This window comes from Pedobacter sp. GQ55 (genome assembly GCF_059758925.1).
This window is the reverse complement of sequence record NZ_JCAXEI010000004.1, coordinates 260,200-275,978: the sequence shown is the minus strand read 5'-3', so window position 1 is coordinate 275,978 and position 15,779 is coordinate 260,200. Positions and strand designations below refer to the sequence as shown.

Below are 15,779 nucleotides of genomic sequence, written 5' to 3'. Positions count from 1 at the left end.
TTGGTGAGTTTCGCTTATTCATAGTTAAGCCCTAAACCTATATTTGAACCAGGAAGCCCAGCAATAAGTTTGGATAAATTTAAATTTGGGTTAGTTAATAATAGAAGTCATCCAATAGCTAGGATGACTTTTTTTTATGGATGCTCTTTGAACTGGCTGCTAATACGTTCGAACTTCTCTATTAAAAGGTCCAGGCGTTCCTTTTCTCTTTTCAAATAAGCTTTACGTAAAAAGGTTGCACATAATGCCATCCAGAAAACAGAGAAGGAGGTTATTCCGATCTGAAACCATAATTCCAGGTTGTCGAGCATTTCGTAGAAATAAAGGACAAAGCCAAGACATATTGCTGCGGCATAAAACCAATATAGCTTGTTGTATATGGAGAACTTATTTAACTGGTAGACTTTTAATTGTGATAAAAACTCATTGGGATGCTGCGTAAAGTCATTCCTCGATATTATTTTGTAATCCTTATATAAAATAAAGGTGGATACCGCTATAGCAATAATAATGATGCCTAAGCCAGCAGGTGTGGTCCAGGATGTGAATGGATAGAATATCAAAAGTGTAACAAGGGATGCAAAAGAAATCAACATTCCGGCGATGTTCAATAGAGATCTTGTTTTGATGCCTGATACTTCTTTTTTTGCCTGCGAAAGCATTTCATCAGAAGAGATTTTTACCTCAACTGAATGTGATTGCCAAAGCGATTGTATATGATCAAATTCTTGCATGTTGATTGTATAGTTCTGTAAGTTTTTGTTTAATGCGATGAATTTTTACTCTCAGATTCCCTTCACTGATGCCAGATATATCGGCTATTTCATTGTAGGGTAGATCATCGAGTACCATTGTAATTATGAGGCGATCGTTTTCTTCTAATTTTGATATTGATTTATAAAGTAGTGCAACCTGTTCGTTTTTTTCTGACAATTCCTCTGGCCTGTTTTCGATGATATTGTCTGTAAGCTCATCTTTTGCCTGCCTTTTTTCTGACCTTAAGTAGGTTAAGCAAGTATTGACTGCGATACGGTAGATCCATGTCGAAATCAAAGACTTATTCCGGAACTTATCTAAATTCTGCCAAACTTTTAAAAATGTTTCCTGAAGAAGATCGTTTGCCGAGTCCTCGTCGCCAGTATAACCATAACATAAATGGAAGATTTTCTTGGAGTTTGTGTCGAAAATTTGTTTAAATAACTGATCCTTTTGTTCCATTAATTAACGGCTGATGGTAGTTTGATCGTTGTAATCTTTAATTGTTACAAGCGGTTGCGGTATCAAAAATAATAAATGTTTGCGGGCTTACCACAATTAATTACTTTTGTTGCCACTAAAAACTAATTTATGAAGCAAAACCGCATCGGGCTAATTACATTGATATTTATTACAATTGCAACTTTGCTCGGAGTTTTGAAAGATTTTGACATTGTTGCCATTCCAGACAATCTGATGATGGCAGTTCGTTGGATTCTTGCAGCGGAATTGTTTATTTATGCCCTTATTAAAAAGAATCTGACAACCTGGATATTGGTCTGTATGATTTTAGGTGTATTTATTGGGGTAGATTATCCACATGTAGCTATAGCATTGCAGCCGCTAAGCAAAGGGTTTATTAAACTGGTAAAAACTATAGTTGGCCCAATATTATTTGCAACCCTTGTTTATGGTATCGCTGGTCATTCTGATTTGAAACAAGTAGGCAGGATGGCATGGAAATCTATGTTGTACTTCTATTGTGCTACCACATTGGCATTATTTATTGGATTAGCAGCAATCAATATTTCTCAGGCGGGCGTAGGGGTTAATATTGAAAACATGCCTCATAATGAATTGCCTAAACCAGTAAAAGATTTGACTGATGAAAGCATTCTGCAGAGTTTACCGCACAGCATACATTGGTTGTATAAAACACTTGCCTTTTTTAGAAACGTTTTCCCTGAGAATATAGCGAAATCTATCTATGATGCCCAAATTTTACAGATTGTGATCTTTTCGGTGATCTTCGGTATCGGTTTGGCTATGGTAGACGAAAAGAAGCGAAAGCCTATGGTTGATTTTTGTGAAAGCTTATCTGAAACCATGTTTAAGTTCACAAATGTGATCATGTATTTTGCTCCAATTGGAGTAGGGGCAGCTATGGCGTACACGGTGGGGCATATGGGGGTAGATATCCTAAAGCATTTGTTTATGCTGGTGGCAACCCTATACGTGGCGTTGCTGGCTTTTATCCTTATTGTATTGCTACCGGTGGCTTTATATATCAGGCTGCCTATACGGAAGTTTATTAGCGCGATAAAAGAACCAGTATCAATTGCTTTTGCAACAACCAGTTCTGATGCTGCACTACCTAAAGCAATGAGTGCAATGGAAAAATTTGGGGTTCCGCGTAAAATTGTATCATTTGTAATTCCAACTGGTTATAGTTTTAATTTAGATGGAACAACTTTATATCTCTCATTAGCGGCTATTTTTGTGGCCCAGGCTGCAGGAATGCATTTGTCGTTTGGCGATCAGTTGTTGATTGTTTTTACGCTGATGATTACCAGTAAAGGGGTGGCTGCAATACCAAGGGCATCTCTAATTATTTTGATAGCAACTGCAGATCAGTTTGGTCTTCCAACCTTTATTATTGCTGCAATTTTAGGGGTTGATGAGTTGATGGATATGGGCAGAACATCATTAAACGTAATAGGGAACTGTTTAGCAACAGTTGTAATCGCAAAATGGGAGGGTGAATATAATCCTGACTATGAGGTACCAGTAGAAGCATAATTTATGACTAACAAAGGAAAAAAGATTTTTTTAGCGCTAAGTATTGTAGTGCCGTTCTTGATTTATTGCATTGTATATTATACCCCAATGATAAAGAATGCACCTTTCAGATCAGCAGACTTTGTTTCATTTGAGTACAAGTGGGGGGTAGGGAAAACCCTTGCCAATAGCTACAATTCTGCTACCGGCGATTATCAATACCTTGATGATAAAGACTCATTGGTTAAGACCCATGTAAAGCTTAGAAAAAATGACATGATCTATTTACACAGCAAGGCAAATGAATTAGGTTTATGGAATTTTCCAAGTGTAATTGCAAATAACGGATCTGATTTAAATTCGCCTAAGATACTGCGTTATGAGATCCAGTTTAATTACAAAACAAAGTCAAAGAAAGTGATCTATTTGACTGATTACAACGAAATACCTAAGCTAAGAGATGTTGCAGCTCAAATGCAAAAGCTTATCGGACAAAGCATAAATGACGCTGAAGAACGTTACGGGAATAAAAAGTAATTCTGTTGTGGATTTAGAAAAATTAATTCTATATTTGCACCTCGATAAAAATAAACAATTTAAAATAATAAATATTTAACAATGTACGCAATAGTAAATATAGCAGGACAGCAATTCAAAGTTGCAAAAGACCAGCACCTTTTTGTACACCGTTTACAAGGAGATGAAGGCGCTAGTATTGAATTTGACAATGTATTGTTGGTTGAAGATGGTGGTAAAATCTCTGTAGGAGCTCCTACATTGAAAGGTGCTTCAGTTTCAGCTAAAATCGTGTCTCATTTAAAAGGTGATAAGATAATCGTTTTCAAAAAGAAACGTAGAAAAGGTTACAAAAAGAAAAACGGTCACCGTCAGTATTTCACCAAAATCCAGATTTCTGGTATCAGTTTATAATTAGTTGTTAAACAAAGATTACCAGGTTAATCAGGTAATTAATAAAATATAAAACAAGATGGCACATAAAAAAGGAGCCGGTAGTTCGAGAAACGGACGCGAGTCGCATAGCAAACGTTTAGGTATCAAAATATTTGGTGGTCAGGAAGCTATCGCTGGAAACATTTTAGTACGTCAGCGTGGTACAAAACATCATCCAGATAAAGGAGTAGGTATTGGTAAAGACCATACTTTATTCGCTTTGGTTGATGGTACTGTAATCTTCAAAAAGAAACAAGATAACAAATCATACGTTTCTGTGTTACCTACAGTAGCTAAAGAAGTTGTAGAAAAAGCACCTGTTGTTAAAAAAGCACCTGCTAAGAAAGCTGCTGCTCCTGCAAAGGAAGTTGCTGCTGAAAAAGCACCTGCAAAAAAAGCACCTGCTAAAAAAGCTGTTAAAGCTGAAGTAGAAACTAAAGCAGAATCTGCAGAATAGTAAGATATTTACTTTACAAAAAAAGGGTTTCAGCATATGTTGAAACCCTTTTTTTGTAAAGTAATATTTTTGTTCATCTTTCTTCATGAAGGGGAGATCGATGACGCAAATGATTATAATTGCATATGATAAAGTTTTTTCAGAGTGCCAGATTTTTTATTCCTTTTTTGTTACTGTTTTTTTGTTTGACTGTCCTTAATGCACAGGTTGTTAAAATTGCTACTTATAACATCCGAATGGATGCGGCCAGTGATGTTAAACAAGGAGACGGATGGAAACAGCGTTACATTCCATTAACACAATTGATCAAATACCACGACTTTGATATTTTCGGGTCTCAGGAAGTATTACAAAATCAGCTCGAAGATATGCTTGGTCAATTAAACGAATATACTTACATAGGTGTTGGACGTGAAGACGGTATAAAAAAGGGAGAATACGCTCCTATCTTTTATAAGAAAGATAAGTTTCAAGTGCTTAAAAGCGGTACTTTTTGGTTGTCTGAAAACACCACAGCGCCCAATAGAGGATGGGATGCAGTATTACCAAGAATTTGTACATGGGGTCTGTTCAAGGACTTGAAAACCAAGAAAAAATTCATGTTTTTTAATACCCATTTTGACCATGTAGGCGTTACAGCCAGGTTAGAAAGTGCCAAACTTATAATGGCTAAAATAAGAGAAATTGGAGGAACAAGTATTCCGGCAGTACTTACCGGTGATTTTAATGTAGATCAGCTTAGCGAAAGTTATAAGGTAATTGATGAGTCGGGTTTATTGAAAGATTCTTTTGAAATGACCGATGCACCTTATGCATTGAATGGAACGTTTAATAACTTTAGAAGCAACGCCATAACGGCAAGCCGTATTGATCATATCTTTTTAACAAAACAATTTAAGGTTAAACGCTATGGTATTTTAACGGATACATATCATACCCTTGATGATTCAAATGTAGCTTTTAATCCGGCTACCGCCCCTAAGGAGTTAAAGCTTCAGAATTCGCAGGCTAGAGTCCCTTCTGATCATTACCCGGTAACGATTATTGTCGAATTTTAATGTTCATTCGGTTGGTTGCCTTTGAATTTTTTGGTTTTAATTTCAATTAGTTCCTGTTCAAGGGTTTCTATCACCTTTTTAAAACCTGCCACAGATTTCTCAAGATTATTAATTAAGGATTGGATCTTATTAACTGATTTATGATCTTCTGAATCCTGTGATTCCCCATGTAAAATCCATTCATAACTTTTGCTATAATATCTGGCGATTAGGTGTAGTGTGTCAAAAGAAGGGAACTGATTTCCTAATTCTATTTGTGAATAATTACTTCTAGATATATTTAATATGTTGGCTATGGCAGCTTGTGATAAATTGTGGTCTAATCGCAAGTTTTTAATCCTTTCTCCGATGTTTACTTTTGATAGTATTTCTTGCATAATTGATTTATATTGTGTTGATTTGTACATGGTCAAATCTGAAATCTGTTACTAGGTTGCAAATTCTAAACCATAAATAAATTGGGATAATTATTAAGTTAGAATTGCAGCATAGACATTACGAGTATTAAGCCAGGGCTTATGACATAATTAAAAAATCCGTTAAAAAAATGAGAGGTGGGCAATATAATAGTTTAGATAAGATTAACAATGCTTGTTAGTAATGTGTGGGAGCATTCATCTTGTTCATTTTTTCTGATTGATAGAAAATTTGAATTATTATTTTTCAAAATCGTTCCTGAAAATAATTTACGGGAATTTATTACTGGTTCGCCTAAAATTGGGGACAATGTTGAGGAAATAATTACGCAAATCTATAAATATAAATTCCTAAAACTACTTGAAAAGTGTTTTAACAATAAATGTTTTAGTATAGAGGTAAGAATTCCTTCAGCGTATGATGGAATAGATTCGTCTTTTCAGTTCGTGTTTACTCCTTTGATGAAAGGTAAGATTGAGTGTGTTGTTTGCACCATCATCAAGAATCATGAACGTCTGGATCATTTAAGGAAGCTTAATGACTATTCTCACCTTACATCTCATCAACTACGCTCACTTACGGCTAATGTATCCAGCTTGTTTAACGTTACCAGCTATGGCCGCTTGGGGGGATACGATATTTCAAAAATAAATCAGTTGCTAAGCGATGTTAATTATCAGGCAAAAAAACTGGATAATGTAATTCGGGAACTTTGTATTTCCCTTGGTAGGCCCGGAACTGATAATCTGCCAGAAAATGAGGACTTAGAATCAGGGAAAAAGCATGTAGTGCTTGTTGATGATGATCTGATGACCATTAAAGTGCATCAGGCCTTGATAAGAAATCAACATAGAGAAAAGCAGGTTGTTTTGTTCAATAATCCTGAAAGTGCACTTGATTACATCAAGCAGAACAAGCCTGATCTTATTCTTTTGGATTTACACATGCCTAATATTGATGGACTCAGATTTCTGAAGATGTTAGATGAAAACAAGATCTCTATCGATGTTGTTATTGTCTCATCATCAGTTGATCCAATGGATAGAACAATTGCAAAATCATTTCCGTTTGTGAAAGATTTTATAGCTAAGCCACTTACTGACGAAAAGGTAAGATCAATATTTGATCATTAATGTTCTCTGTTCATCAGCTCCTCAGCTAATTTAATAATTTCAGATTTCCTTGATTCAACTATCGTAATCTTGTTTAAGGCCGTAAATGCTTTGTCAAGATAACTTTTCATTTCCCGAGTAGCCAACTCCCTGATCTTATAGCTATGATATAAATCGGTAATGTGTTTGATTTTATCTTCTATGTTCTTGTTGGCAAATTGATCGGTAAGTTTAGCATGATCCTCTTTGCTTACCAATTCCTGTAATTTTAGCAGTAGAAAAGTTTTTTTGTTAGCTATAATGTCACCGGCTATTTGTTTCCCAAATTTCTCCGGGTCGCCAAACACATCCAGAATATCGTCTTGCAGTTGAAAAGCAATGCCCAGATTTTCCCCAAATACATAAATAAGTTCAGCTTCTTCTGGTTTCGCCTTAGCAACAATTGCACCCAGTTTCATTGCGCCACCTAATAAGACAGCTGTTTTAAGGCGTATCATATCTAGGTATTCGGGAATGCTTACGTCGCTACGGTCTTCAAATTCCATATCGAGTTGCTGACCTTCACAGACACCCTGTGCAGTGGTATTAAAAGTATCAAGAGCGGGCTTTAAAATGCTTACATCAACATTTGTAATGTGTTTGTTTGCTTCAACCATCATCACGTCGCCACTTAGTATGGCCGTATTTGTACCCCACTTTTCGTGTACGGTTTGCTTGCCTCTTCTAAGAGGGGCATTGTCCATAATGTCATCATGAATAAGTGTAAAGTTGTGGAATGTTTCAATTGCCATTGCCGCGGGCAAAGCCTTAAAAATATCGCCACTAAATAAATCTACTGCCATTAATAGCATAGTAGGTCTTATTCTTTTACCGCCTAAGCTCATAATATAGCTAATAGGCTCATATAAATTACCAGGATATGTTGGGTATTGGATTTCGCTTATTGCTTGTTCTACGTGCTTTAATAATTCTGAAGGAGAATGCATTCTTTTTATTGTTGTTATCTAATCCTGTACTAAAATGAAATCTATTTGACGTTTAGCCAGATCTACTTTCTTTACTTTTACCTTTACCTCGTCGCCCAATTGGTATTTTTTCTTTTTACGTTGCCCCACTATGCAGTAGTTTTTTTCATCCAGCACATAGAAATCATCAGATATGTCACGAAGTCTTATCATGCCCTCGCATTTGTTTTCAATGATCTCAACATACATTCCCCATTCCGTAACTCCGGAGATGATGCCAAGGAAAGTATTCCCTATGTTTTCTTCAAGATATTCGGCCTGCTTGTATTTAATAGAAGCACGCTCCGCATCTGCAGCGCGTTTTTCCATTGTTGAGGAATGAGAGGATGCTATTTCATATTCTTCCTCATTTGCAGACTTTTCATTGTTTAAGTAAGCAGCCAGAAGTCTGTGTACCATAACATCAGGATATCGTCTGATAGGAGAGGTGAAATGGGTATAGTGGTCAAAGGCCAATCCGTAATGACTTGTCTTTTTTGTGGTGTAAACAGCTTTTGCCATAGAGCGGATGGCAAGTTGCGTTAATACATTCTGTTCCTTTTTCCCTTCAACATCTTCCATCAGGTAGTTCAGAGATTTCGCAATCTCCTTATCCGATTTCATATTTATCTTATAACCAAAACGGGCTGCAAAAAGTGCAAAATTACCCAGGTTTTCGAGGTTAGGGGAATCGTGAGAACGATATACAAAAGTATATTTCTGCTTTCCTTTTCCCTTTTTGGCAATGAACTCAGCTACTTTTTTATTGGCAAGCAACATAAAATCTTCTATGAGCTTATGCGCATCTTTACGTTCTTTAACATACACGCCAATTGGTTTACCCGTTTGGTCAAGTTTAAATTTAACCTCAGTACTTTCAAAACTGATGGCTCCATTTTTAAACTTCCTGTCGCGAAGTATATAAGCCAGCTCATTAAGTTTCAGGATTTCACCAGCGTAATCACCTTCTTTATTTTCAATAACTTCCTGAGCCTCTTCATAACTAAAGCGTCTGTTCGAATGGATAACCGTGCGGCCAAACCATTCTGTAATGATGTTTGCTTTATCATCGAGTTCAAATACGGCTGCAAAGCACAGCTTGTCTTCGTTCGGACGTAAGGAACATACCCCATTACTTAAGCGTTCAGGAAGCATAGGAATCACGCGATCTACCAGGTAAACTGAGGTAGCTCTTGAATAAGCTTCTTTATCGAGATGACTATTAGGGGTAACATAGTGAGACACATCAGCAATGTGTACACCTATCTCATAATTCCCATTCGGTAATGTTTTAAAAGATATGGCATCATCGAAGTCCTTTGCATCGGCCGGGTCAATGGTAAATGTAACCGTTTCCCTGAAGTCCTTGCGCCCTTTTAAGTCGGCGGTAGTAATTTCTTCAGGTATCGCATTTGCTTCATTTTCCACCTCAGGCGGAAATACCAAAGGAAATCCAAACTGAGCCAGGATGGCGTTCATTTCAGTATTATTCTCGCCCTGCTCGCCAAGTATAGTGGTTATTTTTCCGATTGGATTCTTTGCGCCTTCCGGCCAATCCGTAATGCTTACCTGTACTTTTTGTCCGTTTTTAGCGCCGTTGAGGTCGCTTAAAGGAACAAATATATCGTGCAGCATTTTACGGTCGTCGATATTTACAAAAGCAAAACGATCAGAGATCTTTATCACTCCAATGAAATCTATTTTTGCACGGGTGATGATCTCAACTACTTCGCCTTCATTTTTACGGCCACTTTTTTTGGCGTAGATGTAAACTTTTACGGTATCACCATTTAGTGCATTATGAAGTTTGCGTGCCGATACAAAAATGTCTTTTTCAAACTCATCTTCAGGAACTACAAATGCAGAACCATCAGCGGTCATGTCTACTTTACCGATAACGAAAGTTTTCAAATCCTTTAAGCGGAATTTCCCCTTTTCTGGTTCTAAAAAAACACCCTTTCTCGATTGCTCTTTAAGTACCTCAAGAATTGTTTCTCTAGCTTCCGGATCTGTTATATTTAATTTAGCTGAAACTTGTTTGTAGTTCAGTGCTTCATTACTGTTTTTTTCCAATACATCACTAATCAATTGTATTAAAACAAGTTCTAAGTGCGATGTTTTCTTTTTTGCCATAATAAAAATATGAATCACCCGAAGGTAACAATTTGAAGCGATAGATTGTTGTATTTTGTACCTTTGCTTAGGCAGAGTAATGTCAAACTTATTCTTATTTATAGTATAAAATGATAGAAGACAGAGAAAGAAAAACCGGAAAGGAATTGCTGATGATCCTGATAAAGGCAGTAATTTGTTTACTGTTGATTTATTTTTATTTCAATCAGCCCCAAATGTATAAAGACTATCCACGTTTGGAGCGGATCGCTGATGGTTTGATGATCTTTCTGGGACCAAGTCTTGCAATCTCTATTATTAGGTTGGTTGTTATTTATTGGTACATCAAAAAACATAAGTTTAAGAGCAACATTAAGGATAATTTCATTCTGGGTATTAACCGGATTGAGTCTATATTAAATACCGTCTTTTTTGCGTTTGCATTAACCTCATTCTGGGATGTGAAATTAGAGGATCTGGTATTTAGTATTTCCATTGTTGCCGCAGCCTTAGCAGTTACATTCAAAGACTATGTTGCCAATATGATCAATGGTTTAATTATCATGTTTTCCGACAGACTTTCATTAGGGGATCACATCAAGATAGGCGATCATGAGGGTAAGATATTAGACATCACACTGATCAATATGATCTTGCAAAATGAAGATAGCGATATGGTGATAATTCCCAATTCACTTGCTTTTAGCTCTGTTATTGTAAACCAGTCTAAGCAAAATACCAAGAAGCTGAGTATCGAATTTGATATGTCGCTGACTAATGGCTATACCCCTGAATTTATAGAAAACCAATTAAATAAGGTTATTGAAAATTATGCCGACAATGTGATGCCCGGAGGCCTTACTGTTAAAACCATAGCGATCAATAAAGACGTTGTTATCTTTAAGGCAATGATTTTATTGAAAAGATACGATAAGGTTAAAGAAAGGGAGATCAGGAGAGCAATAAATACTGCATTGATAAGATTATCGGCCGTTCTGAAAACCGATAAACAAACAACGCCTACAACCCTCTAATTAAACAATCAAATTAAGGATTTTGCACCCGGAATGGCTGCGATTAACTTGCGTGTATACTCGGCTTGCGGATTGTTGTAAATATCTTCAGGATATCCTTGTTCCTCAATTTTTCCTTTATTCATCACAATCATTCGATCAGAAATGTGTTTTACAACGGCAAGATCGTGAGAGATAAAAATATAGGTAAGTCCAAATTCCTGTTGCAACTGGCGCAACAGATTCAATACCTGGGCCTGTACAGAAACATCCAGTGCGGATACCGATTCATCGCAAATAATAAATCGCGGTTGTAAGGCAAGTGCTCTGGCAATTACAATACGTTGGCGCTGACCACCCGAAAACTCATGTGGATACCTGTTGAAATGTTCGGCTTTTAGATCAACACGTTCAAGTAAATTTAGCACATGAGCTTTTCGTTTGGCATCATTATCAAATACCTGATGTACCTGTAACGGTTCCATTAAAGCATTACCTATGGTAAGCCTTGGATTTAAAGAGGAGTATGGATCCTGAAAAATTATTTGTACATCTTTTCTCATTCCACGCAGGTCTCTTCTGTTAAGAGAAGTAATGTTGTTGCCATCAAAAATGATCTGTCCTGAGGTAGGCTCAACCAGTCTTAAAATACTACGGCCTAAAGTGGTTTTTCCACATCCCGATTCACCCACAAGTCCAAGTGTTTCACCAGGAAAAACATCGAAGTTAATATGGTCAACCGCCTTTACATAATCAGTGGTTTTGCCAAACAAACCATTCCTTATGGGATACCAGGTACACAAGTCTTTAACCTCTAATAGCGGTTTTTGGCCATAAAGATGGACCCTTCGCTGTTCGATTTCAGAATCGGTATAGCTATTTTGCGCCATCAGATGGGCAATGGACTGATCTGAGTCTTCATTTAAAAAGTCGGCCACAACGGGTAACTTTTTCAGCAATCTATTCGGTGCAGGTCTGCAGGCAAGTAAACCTTTTGTATACGGATGTTGTGGATGATGAAAAATCTGATCTGCCGAACCTTGTTCAACAATTTCTCCCTTATACATAACGGCAACCTCATCTGCAATTTCGCTAATTACGGCAAGGTCATGAGATATGAATATCATGGCCATATCACGTTCCTGTTTAAGTTTTAGTAATAACTCCAGGATCGTTTTTTGAACCGTTACATCAAGAGCTGTCGTAGGTTCGTCTGCTATTAAAAGTTCCGGATTGCAGCTAAGCGCCATGGCAATCATAACCCTTTGCTTTTGTCCTCCGGAAAGTTGGTGAGGGTAACTGTCAAATATGTGTTCGGGACGCGGAAGCTGAACTTCCTTAAAAAGGGCTATGGTTTTATTTTTTGCCGTATACTTGTCAAGCTTCTGATGTAGTATAATCGCTTCTTCAACCTGGGCCCCGCAAGTAAACACCGGATTCAAAGAAGTCATGGGCTCCTGAAAAATCATGGCAATTTTATTGCCTCTATATCCTCTGATGTCTTCGGCCGTTAAATTTAGCAGATCGATGTTGTCAAATTTCACTTCACCGCCAATCATTGTGCTTTGTGGATCATGAAGCCTCATAATAGAGAAAGAAGTTACAGATTTTCCTGATCCCGACTCTCCAACAATACCAAGCACCTTACCCTTGTCAATGGAGAAGCTCACATTGTTAACTGCTTTAAGCCAGGATTTGTCCTCTTTGTTTAAGAATTGTATGTCGAGGTTTTTAACGTTCAGCATCGATTTAACGGAACAAAAAACAAATTTATATACAGATGAAAATAATTGGCATCAATATAGGGATTTTATCGTCTAAATCCATCTGATTGTGCTATTTTTGCAAAATGGAAAGAGAAATCCTTGATACTAAGCGTAAAGCTTTAAAGATTAACTTAAACCCTAAAATTTACGGAACATTTGCAGAGATAGGTGCTGGACAGGAAGTTGCCCGTAATTTCTTTACCGCAGGTGCCGCATCGGGTACGGTTGCAAAAACAATGTCGGCATACGACATGACATTTAGTGATGCAATTTATGGTGTTGAAGAGTCTGGCAGATATGTGAGCAAATCCAGACTATTAAAAATGTTAAATCACGAGTTTGGTTTATTAACAGAAAGATTAAGTGGCGAAAAGTATGATGACAGAACCTTTTTCGCTTTTGCAGATACAGTAACTACACTTAACTACAACAAATCTAATGACCCGCATGGTTGGATAGGACTTCGCTTTCAATCAGAACCTGGGGGAGAGCCCAACGAAATATTTTTTCATGTTCGTTTGCTTGATACGGATGCCGCTTTACAACAAAATGTATTGGGGATAATTGGTGTTAACCTTGTTTACGCAGCATTTTATTACAATCAGGACCGCAGGGCAATGATTGAATCACTGGCAGATAATTTAACTGTTGGATCAGTTGAAATTGATCTTATTTCTGTAAACGGGCCAGTATTTAAAGGAGCGGATAACATTTTGTTAAATCTTTATCTGATCGTTAAGGACTTCTCCGATGCAGCTATTTTTGATGCTCAGGGTCAGCCTTGTTTGCCTAAAGATTTGCTGTATAAAAAAGATATCATGATTTTGCGTACAAAGTATGCGCAAAAATCTCATCCAAATTTCAGCATGCTCAACAAAGCTGTTGATCAGTTTGTGAAAACAGAAAATGTACAGGAAGAGAACCTGAGTGTTCTTATAGAAGTGTTGATGTCTAACTTATTGTCGACCGGCGATGACCTGCATGAAGTAGATTTGAGGGCTGTTGCAAAAAGGGCAGAAGAGATGTGTAAAACCGGAAATAAGGTGATCGTATCCAACTTTTCCAGACACAATAAACTGGCTAAATATCTGGATCGCTGTAGACCAAAAAGTGTAGGCATATCTACCAATATCAATAACCTGAAATTCGTATTTAACTCAAATAACTTCGGTGAAAATTACAGCAGCCTGTTGTTAAGTTATGTGAGCGATATGTTTAGCAAAAATGTAAAGCTTTTCGCTTATCCCTTCCTTGATAAGAAAACAAATGAAGTGGTTACTTCGGTAAATATGCCGGTAACTCCAGATGCCAAACCTTTGTTTGATTTTCTGATCTTAAATGGGTATATCACAGATATTCAGGATTATAGCGATGATGATGTAAAAACAGTTTAGAAACTGTTTTTACAAAACATTATAAGTCTTTATACGGGTTTTTAATTGCTATTCCCATTAACCTGTCAGGATGTTCGATTGGTTTAAAACCAAATTGGGCATATAAGCCATGGGCATCCTGGGTGGCTAGCATGTATCTTCTTAATCCCTGCAGGTCTTTATGGAAAAGCATTAGCGACATGAGCTTTTTTGATAAGCCTTGCCCTCTATATATTTCTTCAACATAAACATCAGCAAGGTATGCAAAAGTAGCTTTGTCTGTGATCCATCTGGCAAAACCAATTTGTTTGGTGTCTTTGTAAATTCCAAAGCACAATGAGTTCTCTATGGATCTTTTAACAGTGTCTAACGGAATATTCTCTGCCCAGTAAGATTGGGTGCTCAGATAATGATGAATAGCAATAGGATCTATTTTATTCTTATCATCTGAAAAGATAAAACCATGATCTTCAATTTCCATTAGTTCCTCATGTTAATGAATTGCAAAGGTTGCCCGAAATCTTCTTTTCGGCAAAGTGAAATCACAGCTTGCAGGTCATCAATGCTTTTGCTTTGTACACGAACCTGATCATCCATCATAGATGGCTGTACTTTTAATCCACTTGCCTTTATTTTTGCAACTATCTTCTTAGCTGTCTCTTTATCTATGCCTTCTTTAACCGTAATTTCTTTACGGATCATGTTGCCTGATGCATATTGTTCTTTACCAAAATCCAGGCTCTTGGCATCGAGATTCTGCTTTACCATTCTGGAAATAATAGCGTCTTCAATAGCTTTTAAGCGCATATCATCCTCCGTAACTATGGTAATTACATTGGTTTTTTTATCGTGGTCAATGGTGCTTTTTGAAGTGCTGAAATCATAACGGTTAAGGATCTCCTTTTTTGCGTTATTCATTGCATTATCAAATGTTTGAGCATCTACTTTGCTTACAATATCGAAAGTGGGCATGATTATAGCTTTATAGTAAAAAATATATTAGATTTAAGTAAATATTGATTTCTCTGTACAAAAAAACGAAATTATTATGAACCATTCATAAGCTGTTACACTAAAACTTATAACATATGAAAACCAATAACTCAAAGGTGCAAAAAAAAGACTCAAAAAAGGCGGTTAAAAAAGAATTAGAAAAAAGTTTGAGAGAGAAGTTTCTGGAAGTTGTAAAACATCTGGGGCATGATGCAGAAAGGATAGGTAAGGATATTGAGATTGCCAGTAAGTTTGTTGCCAAAAAATTATCGAAGAAATTTAAGGAGGTGAAATCAGTTGTAGAAAATAAAATTGACGAAGCAACCTCATCCAATGCACCCGTAGCTAAAAAGGTTGAAGAGGTGAAGAAAAGTACAGTAAAAGGAGCTAAAAATGCCAAAAAGGTAGTTCAGAAAGCGGTTGCAAAAGCTAAACCAGTAGCACAAAGTGTAAAAGTTGCCGCAATTGCAACAGAAGAGAAGGCAGCTAAAGCAATTTCAAAACCTGTACAAGATGCGGCTGCTAAAGTAGCGGGAATAACTGCGCCAAAACCTGTTGTAAAAACACCCGCAAAACCAGTGGCTAAAACTGCTGCAAAACCAGCGGTTAAAATAACAGCACCTGCAAAACCTGCTGCAAGTAAGGCCCCTATTAAGAAGGCCACAAAGCCAACTGCACCAAAAACACCGCCCCAAAAGACTAAATAAGGCCGGTTAGATTAAGAGTTAAGTTTTAATCTATTAATTGAGTAATAATTAACAATTACTTA

Annotated in this window: 17 protein-coding genes; 9 read left to right on the top strand and 8 right to left on the bottom strand. The window is 37.0% G+C overall.

The features are described 5' to 3' along the window. Positions 1 to 134: 134 nt before the first annotated feature. Positions 135 to 734 (bottom strand): hypothetical protein, encoded by a 600-nt coding sequence (locus tag AC6CH7_RS13895; RefSeq protein ID WP_498263312.1) that lies wholly within the window; start codon positions 732 to 734, stop codon positions 135 to 137. After that, positions 721 to 1,218 carry an RNA polymerase sigma factor gene (locus tag AC6CH7_RS13890; protein ID WP_498263311.1) on the bottom strand — a complete coding sequence of 166 codons (498 nt, stop codon included), beginning with the start codon at positions 1,216 to 1,218 and terminating at the stop codon, positions 721 to 723. The genes AC6CH7_RS13895 and AC6CH7_RS13890 overlap by 14 nt, the downstream gene beginning before the upstream one ends. 129 nt (positions 1,219 to 1,347) lie before the next feature. Between AC6CH7_RS13890 and AC6CH7_RS13885 the strand changes: the two genes are divergently transcribed. The 5 genes from AC6CH7_RS13885 to AC6CH7_RS13865 all read left to right on the top strand — a co-directional run bounded on the left by AC6CH7_RS13885 (position 1,348) and on the right by AC6CH7_RS13865 (position 5,220). Further along, positions 1,348 to 2,775, top strand: coding sequence for a dicarboxylate/amino acid:cation symporter (locus tag AC6CH7_RS13885; protein ID WP_498263310.1), 1,428 nt, complete (start codon positions 1,348 to 1,350; stop codon positions 2,773 to 2,775). Between the two features lie 87 nt (positions 2,776 to 2,862). Continuing rightward, positions 2,863 to 3,291: a hypothetical protein gene (locus tag AC6CH7_RS13880; protein ID WP_235207026.1), complete on the top strand. Its 429-nt coding sequence runs from the start codon at positions 2,863 to 2,865 to the stop codon at positions 3,289 to 3,291. Between the two features lie 81 nt (positions 3,292 to 3,372). Further along, complete coding sequence (rplU, locus tag AC6CH7_RS13875; protein WP_498263309.1) at positions 3,373 to 3,684, top strand: 50S ribosomal protein L21; 312 nt, start codon at positions 3,373 to 3,375, stop codon at positions 3,682 to 3,684. Between the two features lie 58 nt (positions 3,685 to 3,742). Further along, on the top strand, positions 3,743 to 4,162 hold the full coding sequence (gene rpmA, locus AC6CH7_RS13870) for a 50S ribosomal protein L27 (protein WP_498263308.1): 420 nt from the start codon (positions 3,743 to 3,745) through the stop codon (positions 4,160 to 4,162). A gap of 185 nt (positions 4,163 to 4,347) precedes the next feature. Then, positions 4,348 to 5,220 carry an endonuclease/exonuclease/phosphatase family protein gene (locus tag AC6CH7_RS13865; protein ID WP_498263307.1) on the top strand — a complete coding sequence of 291 codons (873 nt, stop codon included), beginning with the start codon at positions 4,348 to 4,350 and terminating at the stop codon, positions 5,218 to 5,220. On the opposite strand, the gene AC6CH7_RS13860 is transcribed toward AC6CH7_RS13865, so the two are convergent. After that, entirely contained in the window at positions 5,217 to 5,597 is a 381-nt protein-coding gene (locus tag AC6CH7_RS13860; protein WP_498263306.1) for a helix-turn-helix domain-containing protein, read from the bottom strand. The two genes, AC6CH7_RS13865 and AC6CH7_RS13860, sit on opposite strands and share 4 nt — an antisense overlap. A gap of 210 nt (positions 5,598 to 5,807) precedes the next feature. On the opposite strand from AC6CH7_RS13860, the gene AC6CH7_RS13855 reads away from it, so the two are divergent. Further along, positions 5,808 to 6,770: a response regulator gene (locus AC6CH7_RS13855; protein WP_498263305.1), complete on the top strand. Its 963-nt coding sequence runs from the start codon at positions 5,808 to 5,810 to the stop codon at positions 6,768 to 6,770. Here the strand turns inward: AC6CH7_RS13855 and AC6CH7_RS13850 are convergent. Beyond that, positions 6,767 to 7,735 carry a polyprenyl synthetase family protein gene (locus AC6CH7_RS13850; protein ID WP_498263304.1) on the bottom strand — a complete coding sequence of 323 codons (969 nt, stop codon included), beginning with the start codon at positions 7,733 to 7,735 and terminating at the stop codon, positions 6,767 to 6,769. The genes AC6CH7_RS13855 and AC6CH7_RS13850 overlap by 4 nt on opposite strands. An 18-nt stretch (positions 7,736 to 7,753) precedes the next feature. Next, positions 7,754 to 9,886 carry a ribonuclease R gene (rnr, locus tag AC6CH7_RS13845; protein WP_498263303.1) on the bottom strand — a complete coding sequence of 711 codons (2,133 nt, stop codon included), beginning with the start codon at positions 9,884 to 9,886 and terminating at the stop codon, positions 7,754 to 7,756. A 110-nt stretch (positions 9,887 to 9,996) separates the two neighbouring features. On the opposite strand from rnr, the gene AC6CH7_RS13840 reads away from it, so the two are divergent. Next, positions 9,997 to 10,899: a mechanosensitive ion channel family protein gene (locus AC6CH7_RS13840; protein WP_498263302.1), complete on the top strand. Its 903-nt coding sequence runs from the start codon at positions 9,997 to 9,999 to the stop codon at positions 10,897 to 10,899. A gap of 8 nt (positions 10,900 to 10,907) precedes the next feature. Here the strand turns inward: AC6CH7_RS13840 and AC6CH7_RS13835 are convergent, their stop codons facing one another. After that, positions 10,908 to 12,623, bottom strand: a complete 1,716-nt coding sequence (locus AC6CH7_RS13835) for an ABC transporter ATP-binding protein (RefSeq protein ID WP_498263301.1) — start codon at positions 12,621 to 12,623, stop codon at positions 10,908 to 10,910. 104 nt (positions 12,624 to 12,727) lie between these two features. Here AC6CH7_RS13835 and AC6CH7_RS13830 point away from each other — a divergent pair, with 104 nt between their 5' ends. Continuing rightward, positions 12,728 to 14,038 (top strand): nicotinamide mononucleotide adenylyltransferase, encoded by a 1,311-nt coding sequence (locus AC6CH7_RS13830; RefSeq protein WP_498263300.1) that lies wholly within the window; start codon positions 12,728 to 12,730, stop codon positions 14,036 to 14,038. A 19-nt stretch (positions 14,039 to 14,057) separates the two neighbouring features. Here AC6CH7_RS13830 and AC6CH7_RS13825 read toward each other — a convergent pair whose 3' ends face one another. Continuing rightward, positions 14,058 to 14,498 (bottom strand): GNAT family N-acetyltransferase, encoded by a 441-nt coding sequence (locus AC6CH7_RS13825; protein ID WP_498263299.1) that lies wholly within the window; start codon positions 14,496 to 14,498, stop codon positions 14,058 to 14,060. Then, entirely contained in the window at positions 14,498 to 14,989 is a 492-nt protein-coding gene (locus AC6CH7_RS13820) for a YajQ family cyclic di-GMP-binding protein (protein ID WP_172663750.1), read from the bottom strand. Before AC6CH7_RS13820 ends, AC6CH7_RS13825 begins: the two co-directional genes overlap by 1 nt. Before the next feature lie 116 nt (positions 14,990 to 15,105). Here AC6CH7_RS13820 and AC6CH7_RS13815 point away from each other — a divergent pair, with 116 nt between their 5' ends. Then, complete coding sequence (locus tag AC6CH7_RS13815; protein WP_498263298.1) at positions 15,106 to 15,717, top strand: hypothetical protein; 612 nt, start codon at positions 15,106 to 15,108, stop codon at positions 15,715 to 15,717. Positions 15,718 to 15,779: the final 62 nt, after the last annotated feature.